The sequence below is a fragment of the Herbihabitans rhizosphaerae genome (assembly GCF_004216555.1).
Taxonomy (GTDB): domain Bacteria; phylum Actinomycetota; class Actinomycetes; order Mycobacteriales; family Pseudonocardiaceae; genus Herbihabitans; species Herbihabitans rhizosphaerae.
The window spans coordinates 85,009-110,487 of sequence record NZ_SGWQ01000005.1; the positions used below are offsets into that span (position 1 = coordinate 85,009).

29 protein-coding genes and 1 pseudogene are annotated in these 25,479 nt (G+C 69.8%); 17 read left to right on the forward strand and 13 right to left on the reverse strand.

What is annotated here, in order from left to right:
• Positions 1-125 precede the first annotated feature (125 nt).
• From EV193_RS16410 to EV193_RS34755, 8 genes and pseudogenes are all read left to right on the forward strand, one after another.
• Positions 126-1,217, forward strand: coding sequence for a DUF3662 and FHA domain-containing protein (locus EV193_RS16410; RefSeq protein ID WP_130345023.1), 1,092 nt, complete (start codon positions 126-128; stop codon positions 1,215-1,217).
• 82 nt (positions 1,218-1,299) lie between these two features.
• On the forward strand, positions 1,300-1,758 hold the full coding sequence (locus EV193_RS16415; protein WP_130345024.1) for an FHA domain-containing protein FhaB/FipA: 459 nt from the start codon (positions 1,300-1,302) through the stop codon (positions 1,756-1,758).
• Positions 1,755-3,137, forward strand: a complete 1,383-nt coding sequence (locus tag EV193_RS16420; protein WP_130345025.1) for a PP2C family protein-serine/threonine phosphatase — start codon at positions 1,755-1,757, stop codon at positions 3,135-3,137. Before EV193_RS16415 ends, EV193_RS16420 begins: the two co-directional genes overlap by 4 nt.
• A 2-nt stretch (positions 3,138-3,139) precedes the next feature.
• Entirely contained in the window at positions 3,140-4,615 is a 1,476-nt protein-coding gene (locus EV193_RS16425) for an FtsW/RodA/SpoVE family cell cycle protein (RefSeq protein WP_130345026.1), read from the forward strand.
• The gene (locus EV193_RS16430) at positions 4,612-6,084 is read left to right on the forward strand and encodes a penicillin-binding transpeptidase domain-containing protein (protein WP_130345027.1); all 1,473 of its coding nucleotides are present in this window, start codon (positions 4,612-4,614) and stop codon (positions 6,082-6,084) included. The genes EV193_RS16425 and EV193_RS16430 overlap by 4 nt, the downstream gene beginning before the upstream one ends.
• Before the next feature lies 1 nt (position 6,085).
• Entirely contained in the window at positions 6,086-7,489 is a 1,404-nt protein-coding gene (locus tag EV193_RS16435; protein ID WP_130345028.1) for a serine/threonine-protein kinase, read from the forward strand.
• 100 nt (positions 7,490-7,589) lie between these two features.
• Positions 7,590-9,242, forward strand: a pseudogene (gene pknB, locus EV193_RS16440) (Stk1 family PASTA domain-containing Ser/Thr kinase); the annotation flags it as partial.
• Complete coding sequence (locus EV193_RS34755; protein WP_423202182.1) at positions 9,216-9,530, forward strand: PASTA domain-containing protein; 315 nt, start codon at positions 9,216-9,218, stop codon at positions 9,528-9,530. The pseudogene pknB and the gene EV193_RS34755, both read left to right, overlap by 27 nt.
• A gap of 3 nt (positions 9,531-9,533) precedes the next feature.
• On the opposite strand, the gene EV193_RS16445 is transcribed toward EV193_RS34755, so the two are convergent.
• Positions 9,534-10,184 (reverse strand): aminodeoxychorismate/anthranilate synthase component II, encoded by a 651-nt coding sequence (locus tag EV193_RS16445; RefSeq protein ID WP_130345030.1) that lies wholly within the window; start codon positions 10,182-10,184, stop codon positions 9,534-9,536.
• 16 nt (positions 10,185-10,200) lie between these two features.
• Here EV193_RS16445 and EV193_RS16450 point away from each other — a divergent pair, with 16 nt between their 5' ends.
• Positions 10,201-10,368 (forward strand): trypsin-like serine protease, encoded by a 168-nt coding sequence (locus EV193_RS16450; RefSeq protein WP_278044188.1) that lies wholly within the window; start codon positions 10,201-10,203, stop codon positions 10,366-10,368.
• On the opposite strand, the gene EV193_RS33335 is transcribed toward EV193_RS16450, so the two are convergent.
• Positions 10,354-10,491: a hypothetical protein gene (locus EV193_RS33335; RefSeq protein ID WP_165401374.1), complete on the reverse strand. Its 138-nt coding sequence runs from the start codon at positions 10,489-10,491 to the stop codon at positions 10,354-10,356. The genes EV193_RS16450 and EV193_RS33335 overlap by 15 nt on opposite strands.
• Entirely contained in the window at positions 10,478-11,263 is a 786-nt protein-coding gene (locus tag EV193_RS16455) for a hypothetical protein (protein ID WP_130345031.1), read from the reverse strand. Before EV193_RS16455 ends, EV193_RS33335 begins: the two co-directional genes overlap by 14 nt.
• Before the next feature lie 62 nt (positions 11,264-11,325).
• Between EV193_RS16455 and EV193_RS16460 the strand changes: the two genes are divergently transcribed.
• Positions 11,326-12,564: an APC family permease gene (locus tag EV193_RS16460; protein ID WP_278044186.1), complete on the forward strand. Its 1,239-nt coding sequence runs from the start codon at positions 11,326-11,328 to the stop codon at positions 12,562-12,564.
• 4 nt (positions 12,565-12,568) lie between these two features.
• Here EV193_RS16460 and EV193_RS16465 read toward each other — a convergent pair whose 3' ends face one another.
• Positions 12,569-12,811 carry a hypothetical protein gene (locus EV193_RS16465; protein WP_130345032.1) on the reverse strand — a complete coding sequence of 81 codons (243 nt, stop codon included), beginning with the start codon at positions 12,809-12,811 and terminating at the stop codon, positions 12,569-12,571.
• A 122-nt stretch (positions 12,812-12,933) separates the two neighbouring features.
• On the opposite strand from EV193_RS16465, the gene EV193_RS16470 reads away from it, so the two are divergent.
• Together EV193_RS16470 and EV193_RS16475 are read left to right on the forward strand one after the other, a co-directional pair.
• Positions 12,934-13,788, forward strand: coding sequence for a helix-turn-helix domain-containing protein (locus EV193_RS16470; RefSeq protein ID WP_130345033.1), 855 nt, complete (start codon positions 12,934-12,936; stop codon positions 13,786-13,788).
• Between the two features lie 17 nt (positions 13,789-13,805).
• On the forward strand, positions 13,806-14,057 hold the full coding sequence (locus EV193_RS16475; RefSeq protein WP_242613439.1) for a DUF397 domain-containing protein: 252 nt from the start codon (positions 13,806-13,808) through the stop codon (positions 14,055-14,057).
• 206 nt (positions 14,058-14,263) lie between these two features.
• On the opposite strand, the gene EV193_RS16480 is transcribed toward EV193_RS16475, so the two are convergent.
• Positions 14,264-14,686 (reverse strand): nuclear transport factor 2 family protein, encoded by a 423-nt coding sequence (locus EV193_RS16480; protein ID WP_207222669.1) that lies wholly within the window; start codon positions 14,684-14,686, stop codon positions 14,264-14,266.
• A gap of 189 nt (positions 14,687-14,875) precedes the next feature.
• On the opposite strand from EV193_RS16480, the gene abc-f reads away from it, so the two are divergent.
• Positions 14,876-16,507 carry a ribosomal protection-like ABC-F family protein gene (gene abc-f, locus EV193_RS16485; RefSeq protein ID WP_130345035.1) on the forward strand — a complete coding sequence of 544 codons (1,632 nt, stop codon included), beginning with the start codon at positions 14,876-14,878 and terminating at the stop codon, positions 16,505-16,507.
• Positions 16,508-16,578: 71 nt separating this feature from the next.
• Here the strand turns inward: abc-f and EV193_RS33340 are convergent, their stop codons facing one another.
• Both EV193_RS33340 and EV193_RS16490 read right to left on the reverse strand, forming a co-directional pair.
• On the reverse strand, positions 16,579-16,737 hold the full coding sequence (locus EV193_RS33340) for a hypothetical protein (protein ID WP_165401375.1): 159 nt from the start codon (positions 16,735-16,737) through the stop codon (positions 16,579-16,581).
• Positions 16,737-17,627 carry a class E sortase gene (locus EV193_RS16490; RefSeq protein WP_242613440.1) on the reverse strand — a complete coding sequence of 297 codons (891 nt, stop codon included), beginning with the start codon at positions 17,625-17,627 and terminating at the stop codon, positions 16,737-16,739. The genes EV193_RS33340 and EV193_RS16490 overlap by 1 nt, the downstream gene beginning before the upstream one ends.
• A gap of 137 nt (positions 17,628-17,764) precedes the next feature.
• Here EV193_RS16490 and crgA point away from each other — a divergent pair, with 137 nt between their 5' ends.
• Both crgA and EV193_RS16500 read left to right on the forward strand, forming a co-directional pair.
• Entirely contained in the window at positions 17,765-18,034 is a 270-nt protein-coding gene (crgA, locus tag EV193_RS16495) for a cell division protein CrgA (RefSeq protein WP_130345036.1), read from the forward strand.
• Between the two features lie 132 nt (positions 18,035-18,166).
• Positions 18,167-18,568, forward strand: a complete 402-nt coding sequence (locus EV193_RS16500) for a PH domain-containing protein (RefSeq protein ID WP_130345037.1) — start codon at positions 18,167-18,169, stop codon at positions 18,566-18,568.
• 69 nt (positions 18,569-18,637) lie between these two features.
• On the opposite strand, the gene EV193_RS16505 is transcribed toward EV193_RS16500, so the two are convergent.
• Positions 18,638-19,579, reverse strand: coding sequence for a rhomboid family intramembrane serine protease (locus EV193_RS16505; RefSeq protein ID WP_130345038.1), 942 nt, complete (start codon positions 19,577-19,579; stop codon positions 18,638-18,640).
• A 10-nt stretch (positions 19,580-19,589) separates the two neighbouring features.
• Entirely contained in the window at positions 19,590-20,141 is a 552-nt protein-coding gene (locus EV193_RS16510; RefSeq protein WP_130345039.1) for a peptidylprolyl isomerase, read from the reverse strand.
• 83 nt (positions 20,142-20,224) lie between these two features.
• Between EV193_RS16510 and EV193_RS16515 the strand changes: the two genes are divergently transcribed.
• A complete protein-coding gene (locus EV193_RS16515) occupies positions 20,225-21,112 on the forward strand; it encodes a hypothetical protein (protein WP_130345040.1) in 888 nt (295 codons plus the stop codon).
• A 4-nt stretch (positions 21,113-21,116) separates the two neighbouring features.
• On the opposite strand, the gene EV193_RS16520 is transcribed toward EV193_RS16515, so the two are convergent.
• Positions 21,117-21,668: a DUF2020 domain-containing protein gene (locus EV193_RS16520; protein WP_130345041.1), complete on the reverse strand. Its 552-nt coding sequence runs from the start codon at positions 21,666-21,668 to the stop codon at positions 21,117-21,119.
• A 171-nt stretch (positions 21,669-21,839) separates the two neighbouring features.
• Between EV193_RS16520 and EV193_RS16525 the strand changes: the two genes are divergently transcribed.
• Positions 21,840-22,271 carry a DoxX family protein gene (locus tag EV193_RS16525; protein ID WP_130345042.1) on the forward strand — a complete coding sequence of 144 codons (432 nt, stop codon included), beginning with the start codon at positions 21,840-21,842 and terminating at the stop codon, positions 22,269-22,271.
• 46 nt (positions 22,272-22,317) lie between these two features.
• Here the strand turns inward: EV193_RS16525 and EV193_RS16530 are convergent, their stop codons facing one another.
• From EV193_RS16530 to EV193_RS16540, 3 genes are all read right to left on the reverse strand, one after another.
• Positions 22,318-23,520, reverse strand: a complete 1,203-nt coding sequence (locus EV193_RS16530) for an alpha/beta hydrolase family protein (protein WP_130345043.1) — start codon at positions 23,518-23,520, stop codon at positions 22,318-22,320.
• A gap of 172 nt (positions 23,521-23,692) precedes the next feature.
• Positions 23,693-25,171: a glycan biosynthesis hexose transferase WsfD gene (wsfD, locus tag EV193_RS16535; RefSeq protein ID WP_207222670.1), complete on the reverse strand. Its 1,479-nt coding sequence runs from the start codon at positions 25,169-25,171 to the stop codon at positions 23,693-23,695.
• Between the two features lie 26 nt (positions 25,172-25,197).
• Positions 25,198-25,479 (reverse strand): carboxylesterase family protein, encoded by a 282-nt coding sequence (locus EV193_RS16540; RefSeq protein ID WP_130345044.1) that lies wholly within the window; start codon positions 25,477-25,479, stop codon positions 25,198-25,200.

The following is a 25,479-nucleotide window of genomic DNA, read 5'->3' on the forward strand; positions in this document are numbered from 1 at the left end:
GAAGTGACGACGCAGCCTAACACGCCTCTTGAGACCCTCCTGTCACCAGGTTGGCACATCCCGGTGTCGAAGAGGCCAAGCACGGATACGATCGACAGAGGAGCACACGAGGGAAGGGGTGAACCATGGGACTGGTACAGCGCTTCGAGCGCAAGCTTGAGGGCATCGTGGGGAACACCTTCGCGCGTGTGTTCGGTGGCAATGTCGTGCCGCAGGAAGTGGCACAAGCGCTACTACGTGAGGGTGAGGACAACGTTCGTGAGCTGGCAGGCGGCCGTCTCCTGGCGCCCAACCACTACATCGTGGCGGTTGGACCAAAGGATCACGACCAGCTCGCCGGCGACGACGAGGTCCGCATCTCAGCGTCACTCGCGGACTGTGTGGCGGAACATCTCGCCGAGCACGGATGGGACACCTATGGTGACGTCGTAGTCTCGCTGGAGCGCTCCGACGCGCTGCACACCGGACAGTTCCGAACCCGCTCGGCCGTCGACCCTGACGTCAAGGCAAACCGACGGTCAGCATCACCTCGCAACGCAGGAGACCGATCCATGAGCCAGCCTCCCGGCTACGGCCAAGATCCGTACGGACAGCAGGGCCAGTACGGATACGGCCAGGGCCAGTACGGCAACGATCCAAACTACGGCCAGCAGGGCTACGACCAGGGTTACGGCCAGCAGCAACAAGGTGGCTACGACCAGGGCTATGGCCAGCAAGGTGGCTACCAGCAGGGCTACGACCAGGGCGGCTACCAGCAGGGTTACGACCAGGGTGGCTACCAGCAGGGCGGCTACCAGCAGGGTTACGACCAGGGCGGCTACCCGCCGCAGGGCGACCCTTATGGCCAGCAGGGTGGCTACCCGCCGCAGGGCGACCCGTACGGCCAGCAGGGCTACGCCCCGCCCGCCGTGCAGACCGGCAACCGCCAGCTGTCGGCCAGCCTCCAGCTCGACGACGGCTCGAACCGCAACTACTCGCTCAAGCAGGGCGGGAACGTGGTGGGCCGCGGCCAGGACGCCGACTTCCGTCTCCCGGACACCGGCGTCTCCCGTCGTCACCTGGAGATCACCTGGGACGGGCAGAGCGCGACCCTGGCTGACCTGGGCTCGACCAACGGCACGACGGTGAACGGCACCCCGGTGCAGACGTGGCAGCTCGCGGACGGTGACGTCGTCCGGATCGGCCACTCTTCGCTGGTTTTCCGCACCCAGGGCTGAGGGCCGAGCGCGCACCGGGCAAGATGCACCCGAAGTGCCATCGCGTCAGAAGTCTCGACAGTGGCGGGAGCGTTCACTACCGGTGCCAGAGCTGGTGATGCAGCTGACCAGAGCAGGGTTCCTCGCCCTGCTCTGGCTGTTCGTGCTGGCCGCGCTCCGCGTGGTTCGCTCCGATCTGTACGCCGCGTCGGGGTTGCGTGTCGCGATGCCCGGGTTCCGCAAGGGCTCGGCCAAGAAGAACCGTGGAAAGGCGGCTCGGCAGTTGGTGGTGACCCATGGGGCCCTCGCCGGCACGCGGATCGCGCTGGACGGTAGGCCGATCATGATCGGCCGCGCGGACGACTCCACACTCGTGCTCGATGACGACTACGCCTCGACCAGGCACGCGCGAATCGGCCTCCGGGGTACGGACTGGTATGTGGAGGATCTAGGCTCCACCAACGGCACGTACCTCGATCGGGCGAAGGTCACGGCTCCCCTGCGGGTGCCGCTCGGCGTTCCGATCCGAATCGGCAAGACGGTGATCGAGCTGCGCTCATGACCCTCGTCCTCCGCTATGCAGCCCGCAGCGACCGGGGCCTGGCACGTTCGAACAACCAGGACTCCGTGTACGCGGGTCCCCGCCTGCTCGCACTCGCCGACGGCATGGGTGGCCATGCCGCCGGCGAAGTCGCCAGCAAGGTCGTCATCGCGGCCCTCGCGCCGCTGGACGACGACGAACCCGGCGAGGATCTGCTCAGCCAGCTGCACGAAGCCACGCTCGCCGGTAACCAGGCGATCGCCGAGCTGGTCGCCGGCGACCCCGATCTCGACGGCATGGGCACCACGCTCACCGCCGTGCTGTTCGCCAGCAACAAGATCGGCATGGTGCACATCGGCGACTCGCGCGCCTACCTGCGCCGCAACGGCCAGTTCAGCCAGATCACCCATGACGACACGTTCGTCCAGTCGCTGATCGACGAGGGCCGGATCACCGAGGAGGAGGCGGCGACGCACCCTCAGCGGTCGCTCCTGCTCAAGGCGCTCACCGGCAACGACGAGGTGCAGCCGAGCCTGACGATCCGCGAGGCCCGCGCCGGCGACCGGTACCTGCTCTGCTCGGACGGCCTGTCCGGCATGGTCAGCGACGAGACGATCGCCGACGCCATCCAGATCCCCGACCCGCAGCAGTGCGCCGATCGCATGATCGAGCTGGCGCTCAAGGGCGGCGGGCTGGACAACGTCACCGTGGTGATCGCCGACGTGGTCGACGTCGACTACGGCGAGGACGCCCCGATCGTGGGTGGCGCCGCCGGCAACGGCCAGGACGAGTCGAGCCAGGGTGACTCCCCCGCGGCCAGGGCCAGCGCGATCACCGCGCCGAAGCCGGACCCGGTGCGGATCGAGGCGGCCGAGGAGCGGCCGGACCCGAGGGTCAAGCGCCGCAAGCGGATCCGGATCGCGGTGTGGACCCTGGTGGTCCTCGTCGTGCTCGCCGCCGGCCTGCTGGTGACCAGATTCCTGGTGAACCAGCAGTACTACGTCTCCGAGGGCACCGACGGCGAGGTCACGATCTTCCAGGGCGTGCGCGGCAGCTTCCTCGGCATCGACCTGCACTCGCAGGTCCAGGGCTCGTGCCCGCCGGACAACGCGGCGTGCGGCAAGCTGTTCGTGCGTGACCTGAACCCGGCTCTGGCCGACCAGGTCAGGACCGGCAGCGACTACTTCGAGAACCTCAAGAAGGCGCAGGACCACATCGGCACCCTGCGTCAGCGCAACAGCGGCAACGAGACCCCACCGACACAGACGCCGACGCCCGAGCCGCCGCCCACCGGGCAGCCGACCACGGGTGGCGGACTGCCCCAGCCGAACCCACAGCCGAATCCACTGCCGACCGGCGAGACGCCGCCGCAGTTCGGGGAACCCGGAACGGGCGGCTGACCATGGCTCAACCGGTTAGCGGCGACTCGGCGGGGCAGCAGCCGAATCCCGGGGCCGGGCATGGCGCCACAACCCCCGAGGCCCCGACCAGGCGTGGCACCGAGCTGGTCATGCTCGCCTTCGCCGCGTTGCTGGTGACCGGTGCGCTGATGCTGGTCGAGGCGAACCAGGAGCAGCAGCTCACGGCCCGAATCGTCTACTACGGGCTGGCCTACCTGGCGCTGTTCGCGGTGGCGCACGTCGCGGTCCGCAGGTTCGCGCCCTACGCCGACCCGCTGATCCTGCCGTGCGTCGCGCTGCTGAACGGGCTCGGGCTGGTGATGATCTACCGCCTGGACCTGGCCTACGACGAGCGCGCGATCCAGACCGGCCGCGACATCGAGGACGCCGTGCCGAAGCAGATCATGTGGACCGCACTGGCGCTGGTGCTGTTCCTGGTCGTGCTGACCGTGGTGAAGGACCATCGCACGCTGACCAAGTACGGCTACACGTTCGGGCTGGTCGGACTGGGTCTGCTGGCCCTGCCCGCGGTGCTGCCGGCCGAATTCTCCGAGGTCAACGGCGCCAAGGTGTGGGTGCGTCTGGGCAGCCTGTCGATACAGCCGGGCGAGTTCGCCAAGATCCTGCTGATGGTGTTCTTCGCGTCCTTCCTGGTCGCGAAGCGGGATCTGTTCATGGCGGCCGGGCGGCGAGTGCTCGGCATCGACCTGCCCCGCGCGCGCGACCTCGGGCCGATCCTCGTCGCGTGGGCAGTCTCGATCGCCGTTCTGGTCGCCGAGAAGGACCTGGGCAGCTCGCTGCTGTTCTTCGGCATCGTGCTGGTGATGCTGTACGTGGCCACCGAGCGGGCGGTCTGGGTGGTGGCCGGGCTGACCCTGTTCGCCGGCGGGGCCTTCGTCGCGTGGTCGCTGTTCGACCACGTGCGGACGCGCGTGGACGTGTGGCTGGACCCGTTCGCGGACTACGAGCACGGCGGCTTCCAGATCGCGCAGGGGCTGTTCGGGTTCGCCACCGGCGGGGTCGGCGGCACCGGGCTGGGCGCCGGCCGGCCGGACGTGGTGCCGTACGCCAACTCGGACTTCATCACCGCGGCGATCGGCGAGGAGCTCGGGTTCATCGGTTTGGCGGCGCTGCTTCTGGTGTACACCGTGCTGGCGATGCGCGGCATGCGCAGCGCGCTGGCGGTGCGTGACACGTTCGGCAAACTGCTCGGCGGCGGCCTGTCGTTCGCGCTGATCATGCAGGTGTTCGTGGTGGTCGGCGGCGTGACCAAGCTGATCCCGCTGACCGGCATCACCGCGCCGTTCATGTCCGCCGGCGGCTCGTCGCTGCTGGCCAACTACATCCTGGTGGCGCTGCTGCTGCGGATTTCCGACGCGGCGCGCCGGCCGACCAGCTCCGGCGGGTCGAAGCCGAGGGTCGCGCCCAAGACGCCGATCGCGGAGGCGCACACGGTGATGGTGGAGCGGCCCTCATGAACACTCCACTGCGCAGAGTCAGCCTGGCCATGCTCGCGATGATCGTGCTGCTGCTGGCCAACGCCACCTACATCCAGGTGGTGGAGGCGGACAGCTACCGCACCGACCCGCGCAACCAGCGCGTGCTGTTCGAGGAGTACTCCCGCCAGCGCGGGCAGATCCTGTCCCAGTTCGGCGGCTACATCATCGCCAACGTCGAGGAGACCAACAACCGGCTGCGCTTCCTGCGCAAGTACACCGACGGCCCGATGTACGCGCCGGTCACCGGGTACTACTCGGTGCGCTACGGCGCCGGCGGGCTGGAGCGGGCCGAGGACTCGGTGCTCAACGGGTCCGACGACCGGCTGTTCGTGCGGCGGCTGTCCGACCTGATCACCGGGCGCGACCCGCGCGGCGGCAACGTCGAGGTGACCGTGCACCCGAAGGCCCAGGAGGCCGCGTACAAGGCGATGACCGCCAAGGGGCACACAGGTTCGGTGGTCGCGCTGAAGCCGCAGACCGGCGAGATCCTGGCCATGGTCAGCACGCCGTCCTACGACCCGAGCCGCCTGGCCGCACACAACGCGGACGCGCAGCAAGAGTCGTGGAACGAGCTGATCAAGGACAAGGGCGAGCCGATGGCGAACCGGGCGATCTCCCGGACCTATCCGCCCGGCTCGACGTTCAAGCTGGTCGTGGCGGCGGCCGCGCTGGAGGCCGGGGAGACCAAGGACACCCAGTTGACGGCGGCTCGCGAGATCAAGCTGCCGAAGACCAACACCACGCTGGAGAACTTCAACAACAACCCGTGCGGCGGCGGGTCGACGGCGTCGCTGGAGACCGCGGTCCGACTGTCCTGCAACACCGCGTTCGCCGAACTGGCCGGCAAGGTGGGCACGCAGAAGCTGACCGAGCAGGCCGCGAAGTTCGGCATCGGGCAGACCGACCTGCAGATCCCGATGCGGGTCGCGGCGTCCGGCCTCGGGCCGATCGCGGACGAGGCGGCGCTGTACCAGACGGGGATCGGCCAGCGCGATGTCGCGCTGACCCCGCTGCAGGACGCCGTGGTCGCGGCCACGATCGCCAACGGCGGGGTGCGCATGCTGCCGCAGCTGGTGAAGTCGATCAAGGCACCGGACCTGGAGGAGATCTCGGGCTTCGACCCCGACGAGGTCGAGCGGGCGATGTCGCGTAGCAACGCGGAAGCGCTCCGTGACATGATGATCAAGTCGGAGGAGAACACCCAGGGCGATGGCAAGCGCAGCGACCTGACGATCGCGTCGAAGACGGGCACGGCGGAGCACGGCAACGATCCGAAGCGCACGCCGCCGCACGCGTGGTACGTCGCGTTCGCGCCCGCGGACAAGCCGGAGATCGCGGTGGCGGTGCTCGTGGAGAACGGCGGTGACCGTGGCCTCGCGGCGACCGGCGGCAAGGTGGCGGCCGGCATCGGGCGTGCCACGATGAACGCCTATCTGGGAGGCCGGTGACATGCTGACGTCGGGGCACCTGCTGGCCGACCGCTATCGGCTGGAGCGCAGGATCGCCGTCGGCGGCATGGGCGAGGTCTGGGAGGCCGCCGACACCCGACTGGACCGGGCGGTCGCCGTGAAGGTGCTCAAGCCGGAGCTGTGCGGGGACGCGGAGTTCCTGCACCGGTTCCGCACCGAGGCCCGCACCACGGCGTCGCTGAACCATCCCGGTATCGCGGCCGTGCACGACTACGGCGAGACCTCGGCCATGCCGGACGGCCCGAAGGACACCGCCTACCTGGTGATGGAGCTGGTCGAGGGCGACCCGCTGGCCGCGATCCTGGCCAACGAGGGGCGCATCCCGGCGGACATGACGCTGGACATCCTGGAGCAGGCCGGCATCGCGCTGCAGGCCGCGCACGAGAGCGGGTACGTGCACCGGGACGTCAAGCCGGGCAACATCCTGGTGCGCCGCGAGCCCAACGGCAGCCTGGTCGTGAAGCTGACCGACTTCGGCATCGCGAAGGCCGCCGACGCCGCGCCGGTGACCCGGTCCGGCATGGTGATGGGCACCGCGCACTACATCGCCCCGGAGCAGGCGCTCGGGCACGAGGCCGAGCCGGCCAGCGACGTGTACTCGCTGGCCGTGTGCGGGTACGAGTGCCTCATGGGGCACCGCCCGTTCCTGTCCGAGAACGCGGTCACCGTCGCGATGATGCACATCAACGAGGTGCCGCCGCCGCTGCCGCCGGACGTGCCGCAGGGCGCCCGCGCGGTGATCGAGGCGACGCTGGTGAAGGACCCGAGGCAGCGCTACGGCAACGGCGCGGAGTTCGCCGCCGCGGTGGCGGCGGTGCGAGCCGGCCGTCCGCTGCCGGTGCCGGTCGGTCCGGCGTTGGCCGCCGCCAGTGGCGGGACCACGGTGCCGGCGCCGATCCCAAGCGAGACGGCGGACACCGGTCCGGACACCGGCCCGATCGGCATTCCCATCCAGCACTCCGCGTCGGTGACCGGCCCGATCCCGGTCCTCGGTCCGCAGATCGGCCCGCACACGCCACCGCCGACCTCACCCGGTGCTCCGCCGCACCGCCACCGCACGGGGCTGTGGGTGCTGCTCGGCGTGCTGCTGACCGCGCTGGTCGTGATCGCGGCGTTCCTGGTGCCGAAACTGTTCGACTCCGGCGACTCACCGAGCCCGTCGCGGCCGGGCGGCCCGCCGCCGAGCGGACCGGGCATCATGCCGGAGGATCGCGCCCGCGGCGGCGTGCTGCCCGGCGAGGAGGAGTTGCCCACAGGTGCCGTGACAGCGGCACTGCCGGGCGAGGATCATCGAGCCGGCAACCAGCCGGCCCACCTCCGCGTGGTGCTACCGGACAACCAGCGCGGCCGATCGGCTCTCACCGCGAGTCGATTCACGGCATGATGGGCACACAGCTGACAAGGAGCGAGACGGCGCGCAGATGACCACACCGAGACTGCTCTCCAACCGCTACGAGCTGGGCGAGACGCTCGGCTACGGCGGTATGTCCGAGGTCCATCGGGGCCGCGACGTGCGACTCGGGCGTGACGTGGCGGTGAAGATCCTGCGCGCCGACCTGGCCCGTGACGCGACGTTCCAGGAGCGCTTCCGCCGCGAGGCGCAGAACGCCGCCGCGCTGAACCATCCCGCGATCGTGGCCGTGTACGACACCGGCGAGACCCGCACGGAGTACGGCCCGCTGCCGTACATCGTGATGGAGTACGTCGACGGGCGGACCCTGCGCGACATCGTGAAGACCGAGGGCCCGCTGTCCGGGCAGCGCGCCATGGAGGTCATGGCCGACGTCTCCGCCGCGCTGGATTTCAGCCACCGGCACGGGATCATCCACCGCGACGTCAAGCCGGCCAACGTGATGATCACCAAGACCGGTGCGGTCAAGGTGATGGACTTCGGCATCGCCCGCGCGCTGGCCGACGGGCAGGCCGCGATGACGCAGACCGCCGCGGTGATCGGCACCGCGCAGTACCTGTCGCCGGAGCAGGCGCGCGGCGAGGGCGTCGACGCGCGGTCGGACGTGTACGCGTCCGGCTGTGTGCTGTTCGAGCTGCTCACCGGCGAGCCGCCGTTCACCGGTGACTCGCCGGTCGCGGTGGCCTACCAGCACGTGCGGGAGGACCCGAAGCCGCCGTCGGCGCTGAACCCTCGGGTGGTGCCGCAGCTGGACGCGATCGTGCTGAAAGCGATGTCCAAGGGCCCGGCGAACCGGTACCAGTCCGCCGCCGAGATGCGCGCCGACCTGGTGCGGGTGCTGTCCGGTCAACGGCCGTCCGCGCCGATGGTGATGACCGACGAGGACCGCACGTCGATGATGGCGGCGGGGCGGGGCACCGATACCCGTGGCCGGCACCGCCCGGTACCGCCGGACGAGTACGACGACGAGCCGTACGCCGACGAGGGCGGCCGCAAGCGCAAGGGCTGGCTGATCGCCGGCGCCGTGGTGGCGATCGCCGCGATCGGCCTGTTGATCTGGCTGTTCACCCGGGACTCGGGTTCGCAGAACGCCGGCCCTGAGCAGCTCACGGTGCCGGAAGTCCTCGGGCTGGACGAGAACGTGGCCCGGAACAACCTGCTGGACGCCGGGTTCCGGCCGAACGCGGTGCCCCTCGAGTGCGGCATCCCGTCCGTCGACGGGCAGCCGACATGCAGCCCTGACCTGATCGGCCGGGTCGTCAGCACCGACCCGCCGGGCAAGGCGAAGGCGGCCAAGGGTGCGGCCATCACCATGCGGGTGGGCCGCGCGCCGGGTACCACGAGCGTGCCGGACCTGTCCGGCAAGACCCGCGAGGAGGCCGCCGCGGAGCTGGCCCGGCTGGGTCTCGTCCTCGGCACCCCGGACCTCAAGCCGACCGACACCGAGGACCCGAACCTGGTCACCAAGGTGCACACGCAGAAGCCGGAGACCGGCACGTCGATCACCAAGGGCGGCAAGGTCCAGATCGGTCTCGGCAAGCTGATCGAGAAGGTCGCCGTGCTGGACGTGATCAACCAGTTGCAGGACCAGGCGACCAGGAATCTTCAGCAGCAGGGCCTGAAGGTGTCCGCGCGGCAGGTCGATTCGGACAAGCCGCTGGGCACCGTGGTGAAGCAGACGCCGGCCGCAGGCGAGCGGGTGCTCAAGAACTCCACGGTCGTCATCGAGGTCTCGAAGGGCCCGCAGGCCAACGAGATCACCGTTCCGGATCTCGAAGGCAAGACGGTCAGCGAGGCCGAGGCGATACTGCGGGGGATGGGCTGGACCGGCACGTCCTCCACACAGGACGTGATGACCGCTGACAGGGACAAGGACGGCCGGATCGCCCAGCACATCCCGGACGCCGACGCCAAGATCGCCAAGAACGGCACCATCCAGCTACTGGTGTACAGGTTCCCCGGCGGCGGATCGACGACCACGCGGCCGACCTTGCCGTGGCCGCCCAACCAGTAGTGGTCAGGTGGTCGCGGCGGCTTCGGTGAGGGTGCGCATGGAGCGCTCCAGGGCGGACACGGTGGGTTCCGGCACGACGTGACCGCAGGTGGCGAGCCAGTTCGCCAGCATGCGGTGGCCGCCCTCGGTGAGCACCGACTCCGGGTGGAACTGCACACCCTCGATCGGCAGCTCGCGGTGCCGCATGCCCATCACGATGTCGCCGGTGCGCGCGGTGACCGTGAACTCGGCCGGCACGGTCTCGGCGAACACGGTCAGCGAGTGGTACCGGGTCGCGGTGATCTCCTCGGGCAGGCCGGCGAACACGCCCGCCCCGTCGTGCCGCACCCGGCTGGTCTTGCCGTGCATCAGCTCGGGCGCGCGGTCGACGGTCGCGCCCCAGGCGACGCCGATCGCCTGGTGGCCGAGGCACACGCCGAGCACCGGCACCCGCGCGTCGGCGCACCGCTTGACCAGCTCGATGCTGGCGCCGGCACGTTCCGGGGTGCCGGGGCCGGGGCTGATCAGCACGCCGTCGATGCCGTCGAGCACGTCCGGCGCGGACAGCGCCGGCTCGTCGTTGCGCCACACCACGCACTCGGCGCCGAGCTGCGCGAGATACTGGACGAGGTTGTAGACGAAGCTGTCGTAGTTGTCGACGACGAGAATCCGCATGCCGACAGCCTAGATCCTGCCCGGGGACAGCGGCGGCCCGCTGATCGTCGGCGACAAGATCGTCGGCGTCGCGTCGTGGAGCGAGAGCAAGTGGCAGTGGTACAGCATCTACGGTCGGCTCAACAGCGAAGCGGATGACTGGGCCGTCCAGCAGACCGGCGACGGCCGGTCAATCGTCGGCTGAGTCCAGCGCGGCGAGACGCCGCTCCTCCGCGTCCGCGACGGTGGCGATGTCCGGCTCGGCGACCGCGGCCAGCAGGTGGTACTCCTCGGCGAGGCTCCGGTCGGGACCGTCACCCCGGATCACCCCCGCGGAACCCAAGGCGCGCAAGGCATCCGCGTGTGCGCCCGCCTTCCGGTGCATCTCGGCCAGCCGGATCAGAGCCATGCCCTTGAGGAACGAGTCGGTGATCAGCTCGATTTCCTCGGCCGTCGCCCTGGCCGCCTCGGCGTGCTCGCCCAGCTGGGCCAAGGTGCGCGCCAGCACGCCGAGCGTCGACTCGTCCCGGTCCCGCGCGGCGGCCCACGCGTCGAGGTATCGGCGGGGCCGCCGCGGTGTCGCCGATCAGCATGGCCCGGTCGACCCACACGTACGGATCCTCGTCGGCGGGATCGGCCGGGAACCACTCCCCGCGCTCGGCGAGGAACTCGTCCACTTCGGACTGGTCGACGCCGTCCAGCCGCTCCAGCAACTCGTCGCGCCGCTCATGCTCGGACGCGCGCACGTGCGCCACCGTCTCGGCCACTCCGGCGGCGAGCACGTAGCCGATGTCGTAGCTGGTGCCCGTGTCCATGTTGGTCATCTTGAGCCCGTAGTGCACCCAGACGTCCTCGACCCGCCCGTACTGGGCGAGCAGGAACCCCGCCAGCTCGGCCTCCTCGCCCATGCCCACGTCCGGATCGTCCGCGCAGTGCTTCGCCGCCAGGCCGACGAGGTGGCGCACCAGGTCCTCGTCCTCGGGCCGCTGGTCGTACCGCAGCGCCCAGAGGACCCGCGCACGCGCGACCGGGTCGTCCAGCCACTGCCACTCCTGGTCGCGGCGCGCCCTGTCAAGCGCTTGTGCCGCTGCTTCCATCACGGGCACAGCATGCCTCATCGGGCACTACAGTCGTTGCGAGACAAGCGAAGTCGGGGGGAATCGTGAACACGGCGAACGGCAGGCTCGCGCGCCGGCTCGGGCTGGTCGACGCGACCGCCATCGGGCTCGGCTCGATGCTCGGCGCCGGTGTGTTCGCCGCGTTCGCCCCGGCGGCGGCCGCGGCCGGCAGCGGGTTGCTGCTGGCGCTGGTGCTCGCCGCGTTCGTGGCCTACTGCAACGCCTCGGCGTCGGCACAGCTCGCGGCGGTGTACCCGGCGTCCGGCGGCACGTACGTCTACGGGCGGGAACGGCTCGGCGAGTGGTGGGGGTTCACCGCCGGTTGGGGCTTCGTGGTGGGCAAGACGGCGAGCTGCGCGGCGATGGCGCTCACCTTCGCCGCGTACGCCGCGCCGGGCTGGGAGCGCCCGGCCGCCGTGCTGGCCGTGGTCGCGCTGACCGTGGTCAACCTGCTCGGCGTGACCCGCACGGCCACGGTCACCAAGATCCTTCTGGCGATCGTGCTCGTGGTGCTGATCGCCGTGATCGTGGTGTCCACTGTGGACGGTGAGCCGGCGCGGCTGGGTGAGCCGTGGTTCGACGGTGGGGTGCTCGGCGTGCTGCAGGCGGCCGGTCTGCTGTTCTTCGCGTTCGCCGGGTACGCCCGGATCGCGACACTCGGCGAGGAGGTGCGCCGGCCCGGCCGCACGATCCCGCTGGCCATTCTGGGCGCGCTGGCCGTCGCCGTGGTGATCTACCTGCTGGTCGGGATCGCGCTGCTGATGGCGCTCGGCCCGCAGCGGCTGGCGGCGACCGGCGCACCGCTGGCCGAGGCGCTCGCCTCCGCTGGAGTACCCGGCTGGCCGGCCAGGGTGGGTGCGGCGGCGGCGAGCCTCGGCGCGTTGCTCGCGCTGATCGCCGGGGTCGGGCGCACGACCTTCGCGATGGCCGGAAACCGTGATCTGCCAACGGTTCTGGACGCGGTGCACCCTCGGCTCAAGGTGCCGCACCGGGCGGAGATCGCGGTCGGCGTACTCGTCTGCGTCATTGTGTCCACTGTGGACATTCGAGGCGCGATCGGGTTCTCGTCGTTCGGTGTGCTGGTGTACTACGCGATCGCCAACGCGGCCGCGTACACCCAGCCGCCGGCCGTGCGGAAGTGGCCGCGCGCGCTGAACGTGGCGGGCCTGGCCGGTTGTGTGCTGCTGGCCGCCACACTGCCGTGGCAGTCGGTACTGGCCGGTCTGGCGGTGTTCGCCGTGGGCCTGGCCGGTCGGGCGATCGTGCTGCGCACCCGGCGCTGAACGGTCACTCCTCGCTGTCGGCCATGTCGACGTAGGCCTGCGCGACGGCGGCGTCCAGCGCTTCGCGGAACTCGCGGATCTGTTCGTAGGACAGCGACAGCAGTGTGTCCTCGTCCACGTCGGTGAAGGTGATCATGCCTCCACGCGTGGAGATCGCACAGACACCCAACTCCGATACGGTGTCCTCGCATCGCACCAGCCACTCGCGCTTCACAGCGATCGGTTCCGCGACCTTGGCAGTGGTCATAAGCCCTCCCCGTCCGATGTTCACGTTGCCCATCAATTACGCAAGCTTGCGTTTCTTTTATCAATAGCTCGATCGGGTGATGTTCCTGTCGATGACGGGTGCAATCGTTCTACCGTGAAGTCATGGCACGTCGCGCTGGACCATCCGTCCGATCCCGAAGGCTCGCTGTCGAACTGCGCAAGCTGCGGCAGAAGGCAGGCATGACCGGCGACGCGCTGGCCAAGGCGGTCGGCATGTCGCCGAGCAAGGTCAGCCGCGTCGAGCACTGCGAGGCAGGAATCTACCTGGACGAGGTGGAGAAGCTGCTCGACTTCCACCGCGTGTCCAAGCGCAAGCGCGTCGAACTTCTGGACATCGCCCGGCACGCACAGGAGCGCGGCTGGCTGCGGGTGAACAACCCGAGCCTGCCCAAGGATTGGCAGGCGTGGCTGGACTTCGAGGCAGAGGCCAATGCCCTGTCCATGTACACCCCACTCACGATCCCCGGCCTGCTGCAGACCTCCGAGTACGCCAGGGCGATCATAGAGGCCACCGGAACGTGGTTGTCCGACAACGAGATCGACGCGATGGTCGCCAGCAGGATGAGCCGCCAGGGCCTGCTAAGCCGGTCCACGCCACTGAGGTTGGACACGGTCATCGAGGAGAGCGTGCTCACCCGGCCGCTGGGCGATCCCGAGATGCAAGCCAGGCAACTGCGGCACCTGGTCAACTCCGCTCACCGGCCCAACATCACCATCCGGGTGTTGCCGCACGCCGCCGGCCTGCACGCCGGGCTCAACGGCCCGTTCGTGATGCTGGACTACGATGACGAGACCAGCCTTGTCCTGGTGGAGACCAGGGTGTCCAGCCTGTTCCTCGACGAGCAGGAGCACATCGACGACTACGAGGCAGTCTGGCACCAGCTCAGCGACCTCGCCTTCGACCTGGGCGAGACGACCGAGTTCCTCAGGAAAGCCGCCGACCGGCTCGCCCTCTGACGTGACATCATGGCGGCGTGATCGCCTACGACCTGTCCCGTGCCGCGTGGCGCAAGAGCAGCTACAGCGAAAGCACCGCCAACTGCGTCGAAGTCGCGTTCGTGGACGCCGCGTGGCGCAAGAGCAGCTACAGCGCGGATACAGCCACCTGTGTCGAGGTCGCCGTCACCCCGGCGGCCGTGGCCACCCGCGACACCAAGAACCCCACCGGCCCGGTGCTCACCTTCCCCGTGTCCGCGTGGCACACCCTGGTGTCCACAGTGGACTGATCGTCCGCCGGCCTCGCCGGACTGACCCTCACCGCCGTCCCCGCGACGGCGTCCACCGATCCCATCCGTGCGCGGGAGCGACCCAGCGCTGTGACGGGACCGTCGAGGTGCCGCTGGACTGGTCGAACCCGAGCGGCGAGAAGATCACCGTCGCCGCGCGGTGCCGGCCGTTCGAGGCGCGGGACGTGCCGGTCGTCAACGGGTGATCAGCCCCAGCCGCCCTGGACCATCGTCTGGAACTTCCACTCGCCGCCGGAGCGCACGAGCAGGTCGCCGTAGCGGACGGTCTGCTTGTGCCCCTCGACGGTGAACGTGGCGTCGGTGATCACGAAGACCAGGTTCTGACTGAGGAAGTGCGGCGTACGCGTGGAGTCCATCTCCACATCGCCGGCGCCGCCCATGATCTCGGTCATCTTCTGGACGAAGGTGGCGCGGTCCCAACTCTCGGCCGCGCCGGTGCCGTCCGGCCCGGTGCTGACCGTGTTGATCGGGAACAGCGCCTTGTCCGCCATGCCCTCGACGTCGACCTTCCCGGCGAGCGCGTCGTAGTCGGCGAACCAGGCCAGGACGCTGGCCACGTCCTGCTCGCTCGGCGTGAATCCGGCACCGTCGGTCGGTAGCTGCGTCAAGTTCGACTCCGTTCTGTTTGCTTCTTCGTACATTGTACCGTACGCTGTACGGAGATACAAGAGGTATTTCGGTTGCGGTGATCCCGGCACGCGTTGCACGATGTTCGGGCACTGCTGTCGCACCAGCGGAGGTTCAGGTGTTCCTGACGAGCGCTCACCAGGTCATGTACCCCAGCGCTCAGGAGCACCATGTCTACGCAGATCACCGCGCATGCCGTCAGCAAGTCCTACGGTGACCGGCTCGTCCTCGACCAGGTAGGCCTCGCGCTGCCGGTCGGCGAGCGCACCGGCGTCATCGGCGAGAACGGGTCCGGCAAGTCCACCCTGATCAGGCTGCTGGCCGGAGTCGAACAGCCCGACTCCGGCGAGATCACCGTGGCCGCCGACGGCGGTATCGGCTACCTCCCCCAGCACGCCCAACTACCCGCGTACCTGACCGTGCGGCACGTGATCGACGACGCGCTCGCCGAGCTGCGCGCGATCGAGGCGCGGCTGCGCGAGCTGGAATCGTCGATGGACGGCAACTTGGACGGCGGCGCCGAACTGGCCGAGTACGGCACCCTGCTGACCGTCTTCGAACTGCGCGGCGGGTACGACGCCGACGCGCGGGCCGAGCGCGCGATGCACGGGCTGGGCCTCGACACACTGGACCGCGACCGTCCACTTGGGACACTGTCCGGCGGTGAACAGGTGCGGCTGCGGCTGGCCGCCGTGCTCGCCGCGTCACCCGAGGTGCTGCTGCTGGACGAGCCGACCAACCACCTCGACGGCGACGCGCTGTACTGGCTGGAGGACCACCTGGTGGCGCGCAAGGGCACCACGGTCGCGGTCTCGCACGACCGGGTGTTCCTCGAACGGGTGGCCAGCACCTTGATCGAGGTGGACGCCGACACGCACACGATTCCCCGCTACGGCAACGGTTACGCCGGGTTCCTGGCCGAGAAGGCGGCGGCGCGGCAGCGCTGGGCGCAGGCACACGAGCGCTGGCAGGACGAGGTGGACGCGCAGCGCGCGGCGGTGGCCACCACCGCGCGCAACGTCGCACCCGGGCGCGCGATGACCGACCGCAACAAGATGGCCTACGGCCGGGCGGGCAACCGGGTGGCCAAGTCGGTGGCCAGCCGGGTGCGCAACGCCGAGCGCCGGCTGCGCGTGCTGCTCGACGAGCCGGTCCCCCGGCCGCCCGAGCCGCTGCGGTTCGCGCCGTCGCTGCGCGCGAAGGCGCACGGGCGGCTGGACGCGGCCGGTGTGGCGGTGCGCGGCCGGCTCGAACACACCGATGTCACCGTGGAGCCGGGCGGCCGGCTGCTGATCACCGGGCCGAACGGGTCCGGCAAGTCCACGCTGCTCGAGGTGCTCGCCGGCACACTGGAGCCGGACGCCGGCACGGTGACCAGTCGCGGCCGGATCGGTTACCTGCCACAGGAAACCGCCGTGCACCGTCCACAAGAGACAGTGCTCTCCGCGTTCGCGCGCGGGCGGCCCGGCACTCGCGAGGAGCACGCCGAGCGGCTGCTGGCGCTGGGCCTGTTCACCGGCGAGGCGCTCCGGGTGCCGGTCGGCAAGCTCTCCGTCGGCCAGCGCCGGCGGCTCGGGGTGGCGCGGCTGCTGACCGAGCCGGCCGACGTGCTGCTGCTCGACGAGCCCACCAACCACCTGTCGCTCGGGCTGGTCGAGGAGCTGGAGTGCGCACTCGACGACTACCCCGGCGCACTGGTCGTGGTGAGCCACGACCGCGGGCTCATCAACCGCTGGCAGAAGGGAAACCGTTGTCAGACAACAGAGATCGCGCCGTCCCTGAGCGGGGTCTCACCCGTGTGAGTGAACCAATCCCTTAAACGGCCTGGTCAGTGCCCCGCAACGGGATCGAGCCCGCTGAATCCCGTTCGGGTTTACGGGGTCGTGGTGACGTTGTTGAAGGGCAGCTTCGGCTCCACCCACGGGAACACCACGAACATCAGGAGCGCGATCACGCCGAGCACGAGCACGGTCGCCTCGAGGACCTTCACCGCGGTCGGGCCGGGCAGCTGCCGCCAGATCCAGCCGTACATCAGCTTGTCTCCGTGAACTCGGGCGGGCGGATGCCCATGGACTTGGGGATCTCGCTGGTCATCACCGCGTGCACGATCAGCCGCTGCCGGTCGGAGAACCGAGGGTGACACGTGGTGAGGGTGAGCAGTGACGCCAGCGGGCCGAAGCTCGGCTGCACCGACGGGCAGTGCGGCACCGGAGAGATCACCGACCCGTCCTCCGGGCGGACGATCTCCTGGCCGACCGTGTCGCGGTACCAGTACTTCTGGCCCAGCACCGGATCGCAGCGCTTGTTGTTGGCCAGCGAGCGGTCCCAGAGCGGCTCGACGTCGCGGCACTTCGGCCGGCGCTGGTCCTTGGCCGGCCAGCCGGCGACCTCGTCGGCCTTCGGCAGCACGCGGTAGACGAACCAGCTCGCGTGCGTCTCCACGATGATCGCGTCGCACGAGTTGAGCAGGTCGATGTCGTTGAACGGCGCGCCCTTGCCGACCCGGTGGCCGGCGATGGCGAAGTTACCCGGCAGCCCGGGAAGCGCGGTGCCCTTGTAGTGCCCCGGCCCGATCTCCAGCGACTTGTCGTCGGTGCCCTCGAGGATCGCGAACTGGTAGTCGGCGCCGAAACTCGGCACGTACATCCGCGCGAACGCCTCGCCGTCGGTCACCTCGATACGCCGCGAGCGCTCCGGATCGGGCGGCGCCTTCCAGCGCTCCTCCAGCGCGGCGTTGGCGTCGCGCTGCTTGCCGGCCGAGAACCAGTCGGTGACATAGACCTCGTAGACCACGAACAGCAGGACCACCAGTCCGAGGGTGATCAGGACCTCGCCGATGGTGCGCACGACGGTCCGCCCTCGGCTGTCCCGCTCCGGCGGCGGTGGCTGCTCTGGGGCGGCTGGCGACACTGCTGTGTCCACCGGGCGCTCCTCTCCGGGAGACTGGTGGTCGGTCGGGGTGTTCGGTTACGTTAACGTGTCGAGCCTGGAGTGGTTGCGCCCGAGGGAGTAACCACCGCGGCCGCTGTACCCGTGCTCCACGTCAGGCGAGGACTCCGATGCCTAAGTCCAAGGTCCGCAAGAAGGCCGTCTACACGGCGCCGGCGGACAAGCGCACCCCGGTCAAGATCAAATCCGCCGGCCCGTCGCATCCGATCTACGTGATCGTGATGCTCGGCCTGATGGTGCTGGGATTGGCCTGGCTGGTCGTGCAGTACATCGCCAAGGAAGACATCCCGGTAATGCGTGACCTCGCGGACTGGCACAACTTCGCGATCGGGTTCGCGCTCATGATCGCCGGCCTGCTGATGACCATGCGGTGGCGCTAGGTCGGGGCACCGGCACCGATTGTTCATCATGACTTCGCGTCGTGATCGGTTGAATACCGCTGTTCGGCCCAGAGTGGTTGAACCACATGGCTGTAACTCATCCCCATTGTGGATAACTGCTGTGGACAACTCATGAGGCACACCTGGGCACCGCCCGCCGCACTGGTCGGCATGGCGTGGGTACTGGCCGCGGGCGCCGGCGTGTGGGTGGCACTGTCCGAGGATCCGCGCGGGCAGGTCCTGATCGCGGTGGCCGCCGCCGCGCTGGTGCTCCTGGCGCTGTCCGGCACCCTGGCCCGACCGAGGCTCGCCGCCGACGCCGACGGCGTCACCGTGCGCGGGCTGACCCGAACCCGGCACTGGTCCTGGGCGCAGGCCTCCGTCCGGCTCGCCACCCACCGGCGGCTCGGGCGGGAGCAGCCGGTGGTGGAGATCGACGTGCACGACAGGGACGATCTCGTCGTGCTGGGCTGGCTGGACCTCGGCGAGGACCCGCGAGACGTGATCGAGTCCATCGCCGCACTCCGCACCTAGGGCCCGCCACAACGGCCGGTTTGCCGTCGTTGCGGACATCCCGAACCCGGGTTTGTGGGTCTTGAAGACCTACAAACGCATGCAGTCCGGCTGCGGCTCGAACCAGCACACGATGTCGCCCAGCCTCGTCACCTCGCCGAACTGCGCGTCCCGGACCAGGATCAGCCCGGCGAGCACCACGACCACCGCGACGATCGCGCCGGCCTGCCAGTTGTTGCGCGATCGCATCGGCGCGTACACCAGTGCCATCGTGGTGAGGCCGCCGACGACCAGACCGCCGAGGTGGCCGAGCAGGGAGATGCCCGGCAGCGTCACGCTGATGAACAGGTTGATCGCGATGACGCCGATCGCCCCGGACGGGTTCAGCTTCAGCCGCAGCACGATCACCGCGAGCGCGCCCATCAACCCGAACACGGCACCGGACGCGCCGGCGACCATCGCCTCCCGCGCGCCGAACAGGAACACCGCCGCGCCGCCGCCGAGCAGCGAGACCAGGTACACGGCGGTGAACCGCACCCGGCCGAGCACCGGCTCGAGGTCCCGCCCGAGCACGAACAGCGCCAGCATGTTCATCAACAGGTGGATCGGGCCGTAGTGCAGGAAGCCCGAGGTGATCAACCGCCACCACTCGCCGTACGCGGTGATCGGCGGCCACAGTCCCCACTGCCGGAACAGCTCGCTGGCCTCGTTGTGCGCGATGTCCTTGGCCTCGTAGGCCGTGTAGGCGAACACCGCCACGTTCAGCGCGATCAGGATCGGCACGACCAGCAGCCGCCGGGCGGTCTGCCCGGCCTGCGCGCCGGCCACGGTCACCGGCTGCCGGGTGGTGCGCGCACCCTCGTTCACGCAGTCGACGCACTGGTAGCCGACCGACGCCTCACGCAGGCACTCCGGGCACGCCGGACGCTCGCAGCGCACACAGCGCAGCCCGGTCGGCCGGTCTGGATGCCGCACGCATCCGGGGAGCTGCTGTTCCTGCGGACGCGGCGGCGGCTCCGGTGGGGTTGTCACAGCCTTGCCGTCAGCCGTGGTCGATGGTCACGCGCTCGATCACGATGTCCTCGACCGGGCGGTCGTCCGGCGGCTTGGTGGCCACCCGCGCGATCGCGTCGACGACGTTGCGCGACTCCTGGTCGGCCACCTCGCCGAAGATCGTGTGCTTGAAGTTGAGGTGCTTGGTCGGCACGACCGTGACGAAGAACTGCGAGCCGTTGGTGCCCGGCCCGGCGTTCGCCATGGCCAGCAGGTACGGCCGGTTGAACTGCAGCTCCGGGTGGAACTCGTCGGCGAACTGGTAGCCGGGGCCGCCGCGACCGGTGCCCTGCGGGTCGCCACCCTGGATCATGAAGCCGTCGATCACCCGGTGGAACAGCGATCCGTCGTAGAAGGGGCCGCTGCTCTGACCCTTGGCGTTCGGCTTCGCGTACTCCTTGGTGCCCTCGGCCAGGCCCACGAAGTTGGCCACGGTCTTCGGCGCGTGATTCGGGAACAGGTTCAGGCGAATGTCACCCTGCGAGGTGTGCAAGGTCGCCGTGAGCCCCGCGTCGTTGCTGGATTCGTTGGTGTCTGCCACCCGGTCATCGTGCCATCCACGGCGAGATCCGTCTGGAAGGGGCAGGATGGGAATGGTCAGGTGCACGAGCCTTTGGAGCGACTATGGACGAGGTGAAGGCGATGGCCAAGGCCGGAGAGACCGTCGGCAGAGCCGTCGGCACCGGCCTGCTGGTGGTACGTCGGAGTGCGGTTCGCGCAGGTCAGCTGGGTGCCGCCGCGGCGAAGCGGGCTGGCGGAGCAGCGGAGCGCAAGCTCACCGAGCACGGCGCGAACCCGCAGCAGATGGCCTCCGCGCTGACCGAGGGTGCCGAGGTCGCACGTGAGGAAGTCGCCAGGACGACCCGCCGCACACGCCGGAAACTGGCCAGAAAGGCGAAGGCGGCACGCAGAGATCTGGCAAAGTCGGCTGCGAAAGCCAAGCAAGAGGCGGAGAAGAGCAAACCTGTGAAGGAAACCAAGAAAGCTGCCAAGAAGGCCAAGCTGGAAGCCAAGCGCGCGGCGGTCACCGCGACGCACGAGCTCAAGCGTGAGGCACTGCGGAAGCGGGACGACGTGAAGCGTGCGGCGTCCGAGGCTCGCGAAGAGGCCGCGAAGCAGTCCAGGCGGGCCGCCAAGAAGGCGCGCAAGAAGGCCGACAAGCTGGCCGCGAAGTCCGGTGGCACCGAGAAGCCCAAGCGCAAGCGCCGCAAGCTTCCGTTGCTGCTGGCCGTCGTCGCGGCCGGTGTGGCCTACGTGGTGAAGTCGAAGTCGTCGTCCGCGCCGGCGCAGTCCGCGTCGCCCCAGACGCCGCCACGGCCCACCCCGGCGCCGGCACCGAAACCGGCCGCCAAGCCGGCGGCGGCGCCGAAGCCCACCGCGGCGAAGGAGTCGAAGCCGAGCCCGGCTCCGCACGCCACCACACCCAAGGAAGCGGGCGCCAAGCACGCGGCGGACAAGCCGGCCAGCAACGGCCAGCAGGTGTCCGACCAGGCGTCCTCGGAGAAGAAGTAGCGAGCTACAAGCGCAGGGTCGACACGATCTGCTCGACGATTCGCCGAGCCTTGATCGTCTGACCCTGGTTGGTACTCACGACGACGGCGGTGCCGCCCTTCGCCACGGCGTAGACGGCACCGCCGTTCGTCGTCTGCGAACCGCCCTTCCACCCGGCCGGCGTCTCCTCCGGGTTCGAGGTGGCGATCGGTGCCGCCTGGTCCACGACCGCCTTGGCCACCGGCGGCTCCCCCACGAACACCCGCACGGACAGCTGCGTCGTGCCGTCGCCGCGCAGGAAGAAGCACGCGGGGTGCGGCTTGTCCGCGGACAGGCGCACCCTGCTCACCCGCTGCGCGTTGGCCTGCTCGACGACGGCGGTGGCCAGGTACGGACAGCGCCCGTCGGTCACCGGCTGCGGCAGCGGCGGGGCGGCGACCGGCGGCGGCGGTGCGGGCGCGGTGGACGGCGGCTGAGCCGATGACTGGGTCGATGTCTGGGCCGGTGGCTGTTGCTCGCCGGAGCACGCGGCGAGCACGGCGAGAACGGGTACGGCGAGCGCGGCGAGTCGTCTCATGGCGCGCACAAGTCAACCAGATGCTTACCGACGAAGTGCGGTGTCGCCCGCGTCACAACGTGAACCACGATTACTCCCGGCGCGTAAGGGTTAGCACGCCGTCAACGTAGGACGGCGCTGACGCCACTCCCACCCGTCACCGCTGACCCCTGCTACGGACGGAGTACATCTATGCAGTTACTGGACCGAGGCCGCGACCACGTGCTCGCGGTGTTCCGCGTGGTGATCGGCCTCCTGTTCGCCTGCCACGGAGCGTCCAAGCTCTTCGGCATCCTCGGACGGAAGTCACCGACGGCTCCCGAATTCGGCTCCTGGCCGGACTGGTGGGCCGCGGCGATCGAGTTCGGCGGCGGCACCCTCGTGCTGCTCGGGCTCGGCACCAGGGTCGCCGCGCTGATCTGTTCCGGCGCGATGGCCTACGCCTACTTCGTCGTACACCAGCCGGTCGCGTTGTGGCCGCTGGAGAACAAGGGCGAACTGGCCGCGGTGTACTGCTGGGTCTTCCTGCTGATCGTGTTCTTCGGACCGGGCAAGTGGGCACTCGACTCGCTGCTGTCCAAGTCACGCTCGGGCGACTCGACGGAACCGAGTATGGCCAGGTGACACCCGTGCGGGGCGGCCCCCTGGTCCGCCCCGCACGTCGTCCCCCTCACTTGATGAAGCCCACGTCCGGGTACGCCGGCGACTCGCCGTTGAGCAACCCCGAGTCCTTGTGCCGCAACCACTTGTCGAAGAAGGCGACCGTGTAGTCGCGGGTGGCCGCGAACGCGCGGGCCGGATCGACCGTGCCGATCTCCTTGCTGATGTCGCCGATGTCGACCTGCCTGTCAATCTGCGGCAGCAGTACGGCCGACTCGGTGAAGGTCATGTGCTCGGCGCCGCGCAGGTGCAGATCCCGCTTCCAGGTGCGGGAGTTGTTCCACAGCTCGCCCCACGAGTAGCGCGCGTGGTGCCCGCCCTCGGTCCTGCCGAACAGCAGGTACGGCCGGCGCAGCCCGTTCGCCGCGACGGGTGACAGCTCGATGCCCGGCACGTCGCGCGGCGCGATGCCCACGGTGCCGTCCAGGTTGACCCCGACGCCGATCCTCGGGTCGTCGTACATCGTCTGCAGGCCGGTGAACCCGCCGGCGGAGTGTCCGACCATCCCGACCCGGTGTGTGTCGGCGGTGGCCAGCGCGCCGGATTCCTTGCGCCGTAACCAGTCCAGCACGAACCGGGTGTCGGCGACGCGCGTGTTCAGAATCGTGCGCAGCAGTTCGGGCGTGGGCTGCTGGTCGAACAGCACGCTGCGGGCGACCCGGCCGCCGGGGAACTCGACGGCGGCGGCCTCGTAGGTGTGGTCGATGGTCACCACGACGTAGCCGCGGCTGGCCAACTCCTGCACCAGCGTGGTGTTCCAGGTGCGCGGATCACCGAGGCCCGCGGAGTACAACAGCACCGGACGGTGGCCGCGCCGGTCCGGCGGCGCGTCGAGGTGCCCGCTGGTGCGGGTGGCCGCCCAGTCCACCAGTCCCCTGGGTACGCCCCGGTTCGGAGCGAGCAGCTCGTCGAAAACGTTGGCAGCGCCCGGTTCCATGTGGCGTGCGGTCGGCCGGCCTGCGGTGTCCCGCGCCGGGTACCAGACGCTGACCATCAGCTCCCGGTACGGCACCTCGGGGCGCAGCGGGTCGCGGCGTGAACGGTCCACCAGGTGCACCGAGGTGGTGCCGACCTGGTGCGGGCCGGTGGGCGGAGGCAGGCTCAGCTCGGGTGCGCCCCGCTCGGGTGCCGCCGAGGCGGTGCTCACCCCCACGGTGACGCTCGCCGCGGTCACCACGCCCAGTGCGGCGAGCGCCAACTTCGTTGTACGCAAGACTTCCCCTTTGTCCACTGTGGACTGATCGGCCCGGACACAGTCGACGCTAGGGCAGTCGCGCACTCGCCGGAATCGGGTGACTCACCCATTCCCGCTCAGGGTCACCCCGATGGCGGACCGTCGAAGATTCTCCTTGACAGCCTGTAACCGGTGAGCGATTGTCGGGGATCTACGAGCTGTGGGCGTGGGTCTGACCGACTGAGCCCGACGGGTGCCCCACCGAGGGGTCGGGGCACCCGTCCTTTCGGGGCACCCGCACGAAAGCCAGGCCGGCCAGCGCGATCGCCAGCGCGGTGGCGAACGCCGCGATGATCTGGTGCTTCACGTTCTCGATTCCCTCGGCCAGCCCGCCGACCAGGAACTGCGCCACCGCGACACCGAGCAGCATCAGCAGCACCACGCCGATCTCCCGACGATGCCCTCGCCACGCGCGCACCGCCACCCAGCCGATCGCCAGCCACAGCGGCGCCAGCAGGTAGATCCCCAGCGGTGACACCAGGTTCAGCACGCCGGACACCACCGGCACCCGGAATTCCTTGGCACGCGGGGCGAAGCCGGTGTTCGCGCTGAAGTTGCCCTGCCGCTCCTGGCGCATGGTGAGCAGGTCCGACGCCGCGCGGTTGAGGATCTGGCCGGTGCGTTGCGGGTGCGTCGCGTAGTACTCGGCCAGGTTGCGCCCGCTGAACAGATGCCGGTACTTCGGCCACTCCGGATCCTGTGTGGCGTTCACCGGGCCCCAGTACAGCGTGCCCTGGTACTTCGCATACGACGCCGGAAGCCCAAGCGCGGCAAGGTCTTCCGCGCTGTCGTGCTGACCGTCCACAATGGAGTGGAACACCGCGTGGTAGGCGTTGATCACCCGCGTGTCGGCGCCCGGCGCCTCGCTGGAGTAGGACAGCTGCAGGAACCCGGTCACGCCGCTGACGATCACCGCCACCACCGCGGGGAGCGCCCAGCGCCGCACGCCGGTCACCCCGTTCGGCCGGGTGAACACGAGCGCGAGCACCAGCAGCGGCAGGATCAGCACCGCCTGCGCCTTCGCGTTCGCCGCGACGATCCCGCCGAATACGGTGACCACGGCACCCGCGTACCGCCAGCGGCCCTCCCGTCCCATCAGCAGCAGGCCGCCGACGGTGAGCGTGATGCCGAGGAACGCCGCGCCCTCGGTGGCCACCGACGCGAAGAACGGGAAGAACGCCGAGTCCGCGACCACCAGCAGGAGCACGGCCGCCGCCACGATCCGCCAGCGAGTCGACAGCCGAAGGCCCAGCACGATCGCGGTGACCGCGGCCGCCGCGACCGCGCTCTCCACACAGCCGACCAGCACCAGGTTCAGCGCCGCGTCCGACCCGATCAGATCGCCGAGCCACTGCCCGAGCTTGGCGAACCACACCTGGCTGGCCACATAGTCCACGCCCGAGCAGTCAGGCCCGGACTGGTACAGGAAGCGCACGAAGTCGTCGGTGGACGGTCCGCCCAACTCGTTCGCGCCGACCTGGCACAGCAGCCGCCAGCCGTCGCCGTTGTCGGAGTAGCCGACCGGACGCGGCACCAGGAACCGCAGCAGGAGCAGCACCAGCGAGCCGGCGAACACGCCGCCACCCAAGATCAGCTCACGCCGTCGGGACGGCTCCACTCCGGTCAGCACGGGACAACGATTCCATCCCCGGGTGATCAGCCGCGCAGCGACCGCCAGAACTCGTCGTGGTGCTGGCGGGTGAAGCTGAACGGCCGGACTCCGCCGGGCCCGATGTCGAGCCGCTGGGCCACCCCGGGCAGCCACGGCGGCGAACCCGGCCCGTTCGGGTCACCGGTCCGCGCGAACGCCGTCCAGTAGCGGACCATCTGCTCTGCGAGCCGGCGCTGCTCCGGGGTGCGCGGGCCGGGGTATTCCTTGGCGTGGAACAGGTACCGCAACGCCGACGCGTTCAACGAAGCCTGCCGCAGGTACGGCAC

Bases quoted from the DNA above. Each gene is read 5' to 3' on its own strand.
- EV193_RS16410 (WP_130345023.1), top strand. From the start codon at position 126: ATGGGACTGGTACAGCGCTTCGAGCGCAAGCTTGAGGGCATCGTGGGG.
- EV193_RS16420 (WP_130345025.1), top strand. From the start codon at position 1,755: ATGACCCTCGTCCTCCGCTATGCAGCCCGCAGCGACCGGGGCCTGGCA.
- EV193_RS16425 (WP_130345026.1), top strand. From the start codon at position 3,140: ATGGCTCAACCGGTTAGCGGCGACTCGGCGGGGCAGCAGCCGAATCCC.
- EV193_RS16430 (WP_130345027.1), top strand. From the start codon at position 4,612: ATGAACACTCCACTGCGCAGAGTCAGCCTGGCCATGCTCGCGATGATC.
- EV193_RS16435 (WP_130345028.1), top strand. From the start codon at position 6,086: ATGCTGACGTCGGGGCACCTGCTGGCCGACCGCTATCGGCTGGAGCGC.
- EV193_RS16445 (WP_130345030.1), bottom strand. From the start codon at position 10,184: ATGCGGATTCTCGTCGTCGACAACTACGACAGCTTCGTCTACAACCTC.
- EV193_RS16465 (WP_130345032.1), bottom strand. From the start codon at position 12,811: ATGACCACTGCCAAGGTCGCGGAACCGATCGCTGTGAAGCGCGAGTGG.
- EV193_RS16470 (WP_130345033.1), top strand. From the start codon at position 12,934: ATGGCACGTCGCGCTGGACCATCCGTCCGATCCCGAAGGCTCGCTGTC.
- abc-f (WP_130345035.1), top strand. From the start codon at position 14,876: ATGTCTACGCAGATCACCGCGCATGCCGTCAGCAAGTCCTACGGTGAC.
- EV193_RS33340 (WP_165401375.1), bottom strand. From the start codon at position 16,737: ATGTACGGCTGGATCTGGCGGCAGCTGCCCGGCCCGACCGCGGTGAAG.
- crgA (WP_130345036.1), top strand. From the start codon at position 17,765: ATGCCTAAGTCCAAGGTCCGCAAGAAGGCCGTCTACACGGCGCCGGCG.
- EV193_RS16500 (WP_130345037.1), top strand. From the start codon at position 18,167: ATGAGGCACACCTGGGCACCGCCCGCCGCACTGGTCGGCATGGCGTGG.
- EV193_RS16515 (WP_130345040.1), top strand. From the start codon at position 20,225: ATGGACGAGGTGAAGGCGATGGCCAAGGCCGGAGAGACCGTCGGCAGA.
- EV193_RS16520 (WP_130345041.1), bottom strand. From the start codon at position 21,668: ATGAGACGACTCGCCGCGCTCGCCGTACCCGTTCTCGCCGTGCTCGCC.
- EV193_RS16525 (WP_130345042.1), top strand. From the start codon at position 21,840: ATGCAGTTACTGGACCGAGGCCGCGACCACGTGCTCGCGGTGTTCCGC.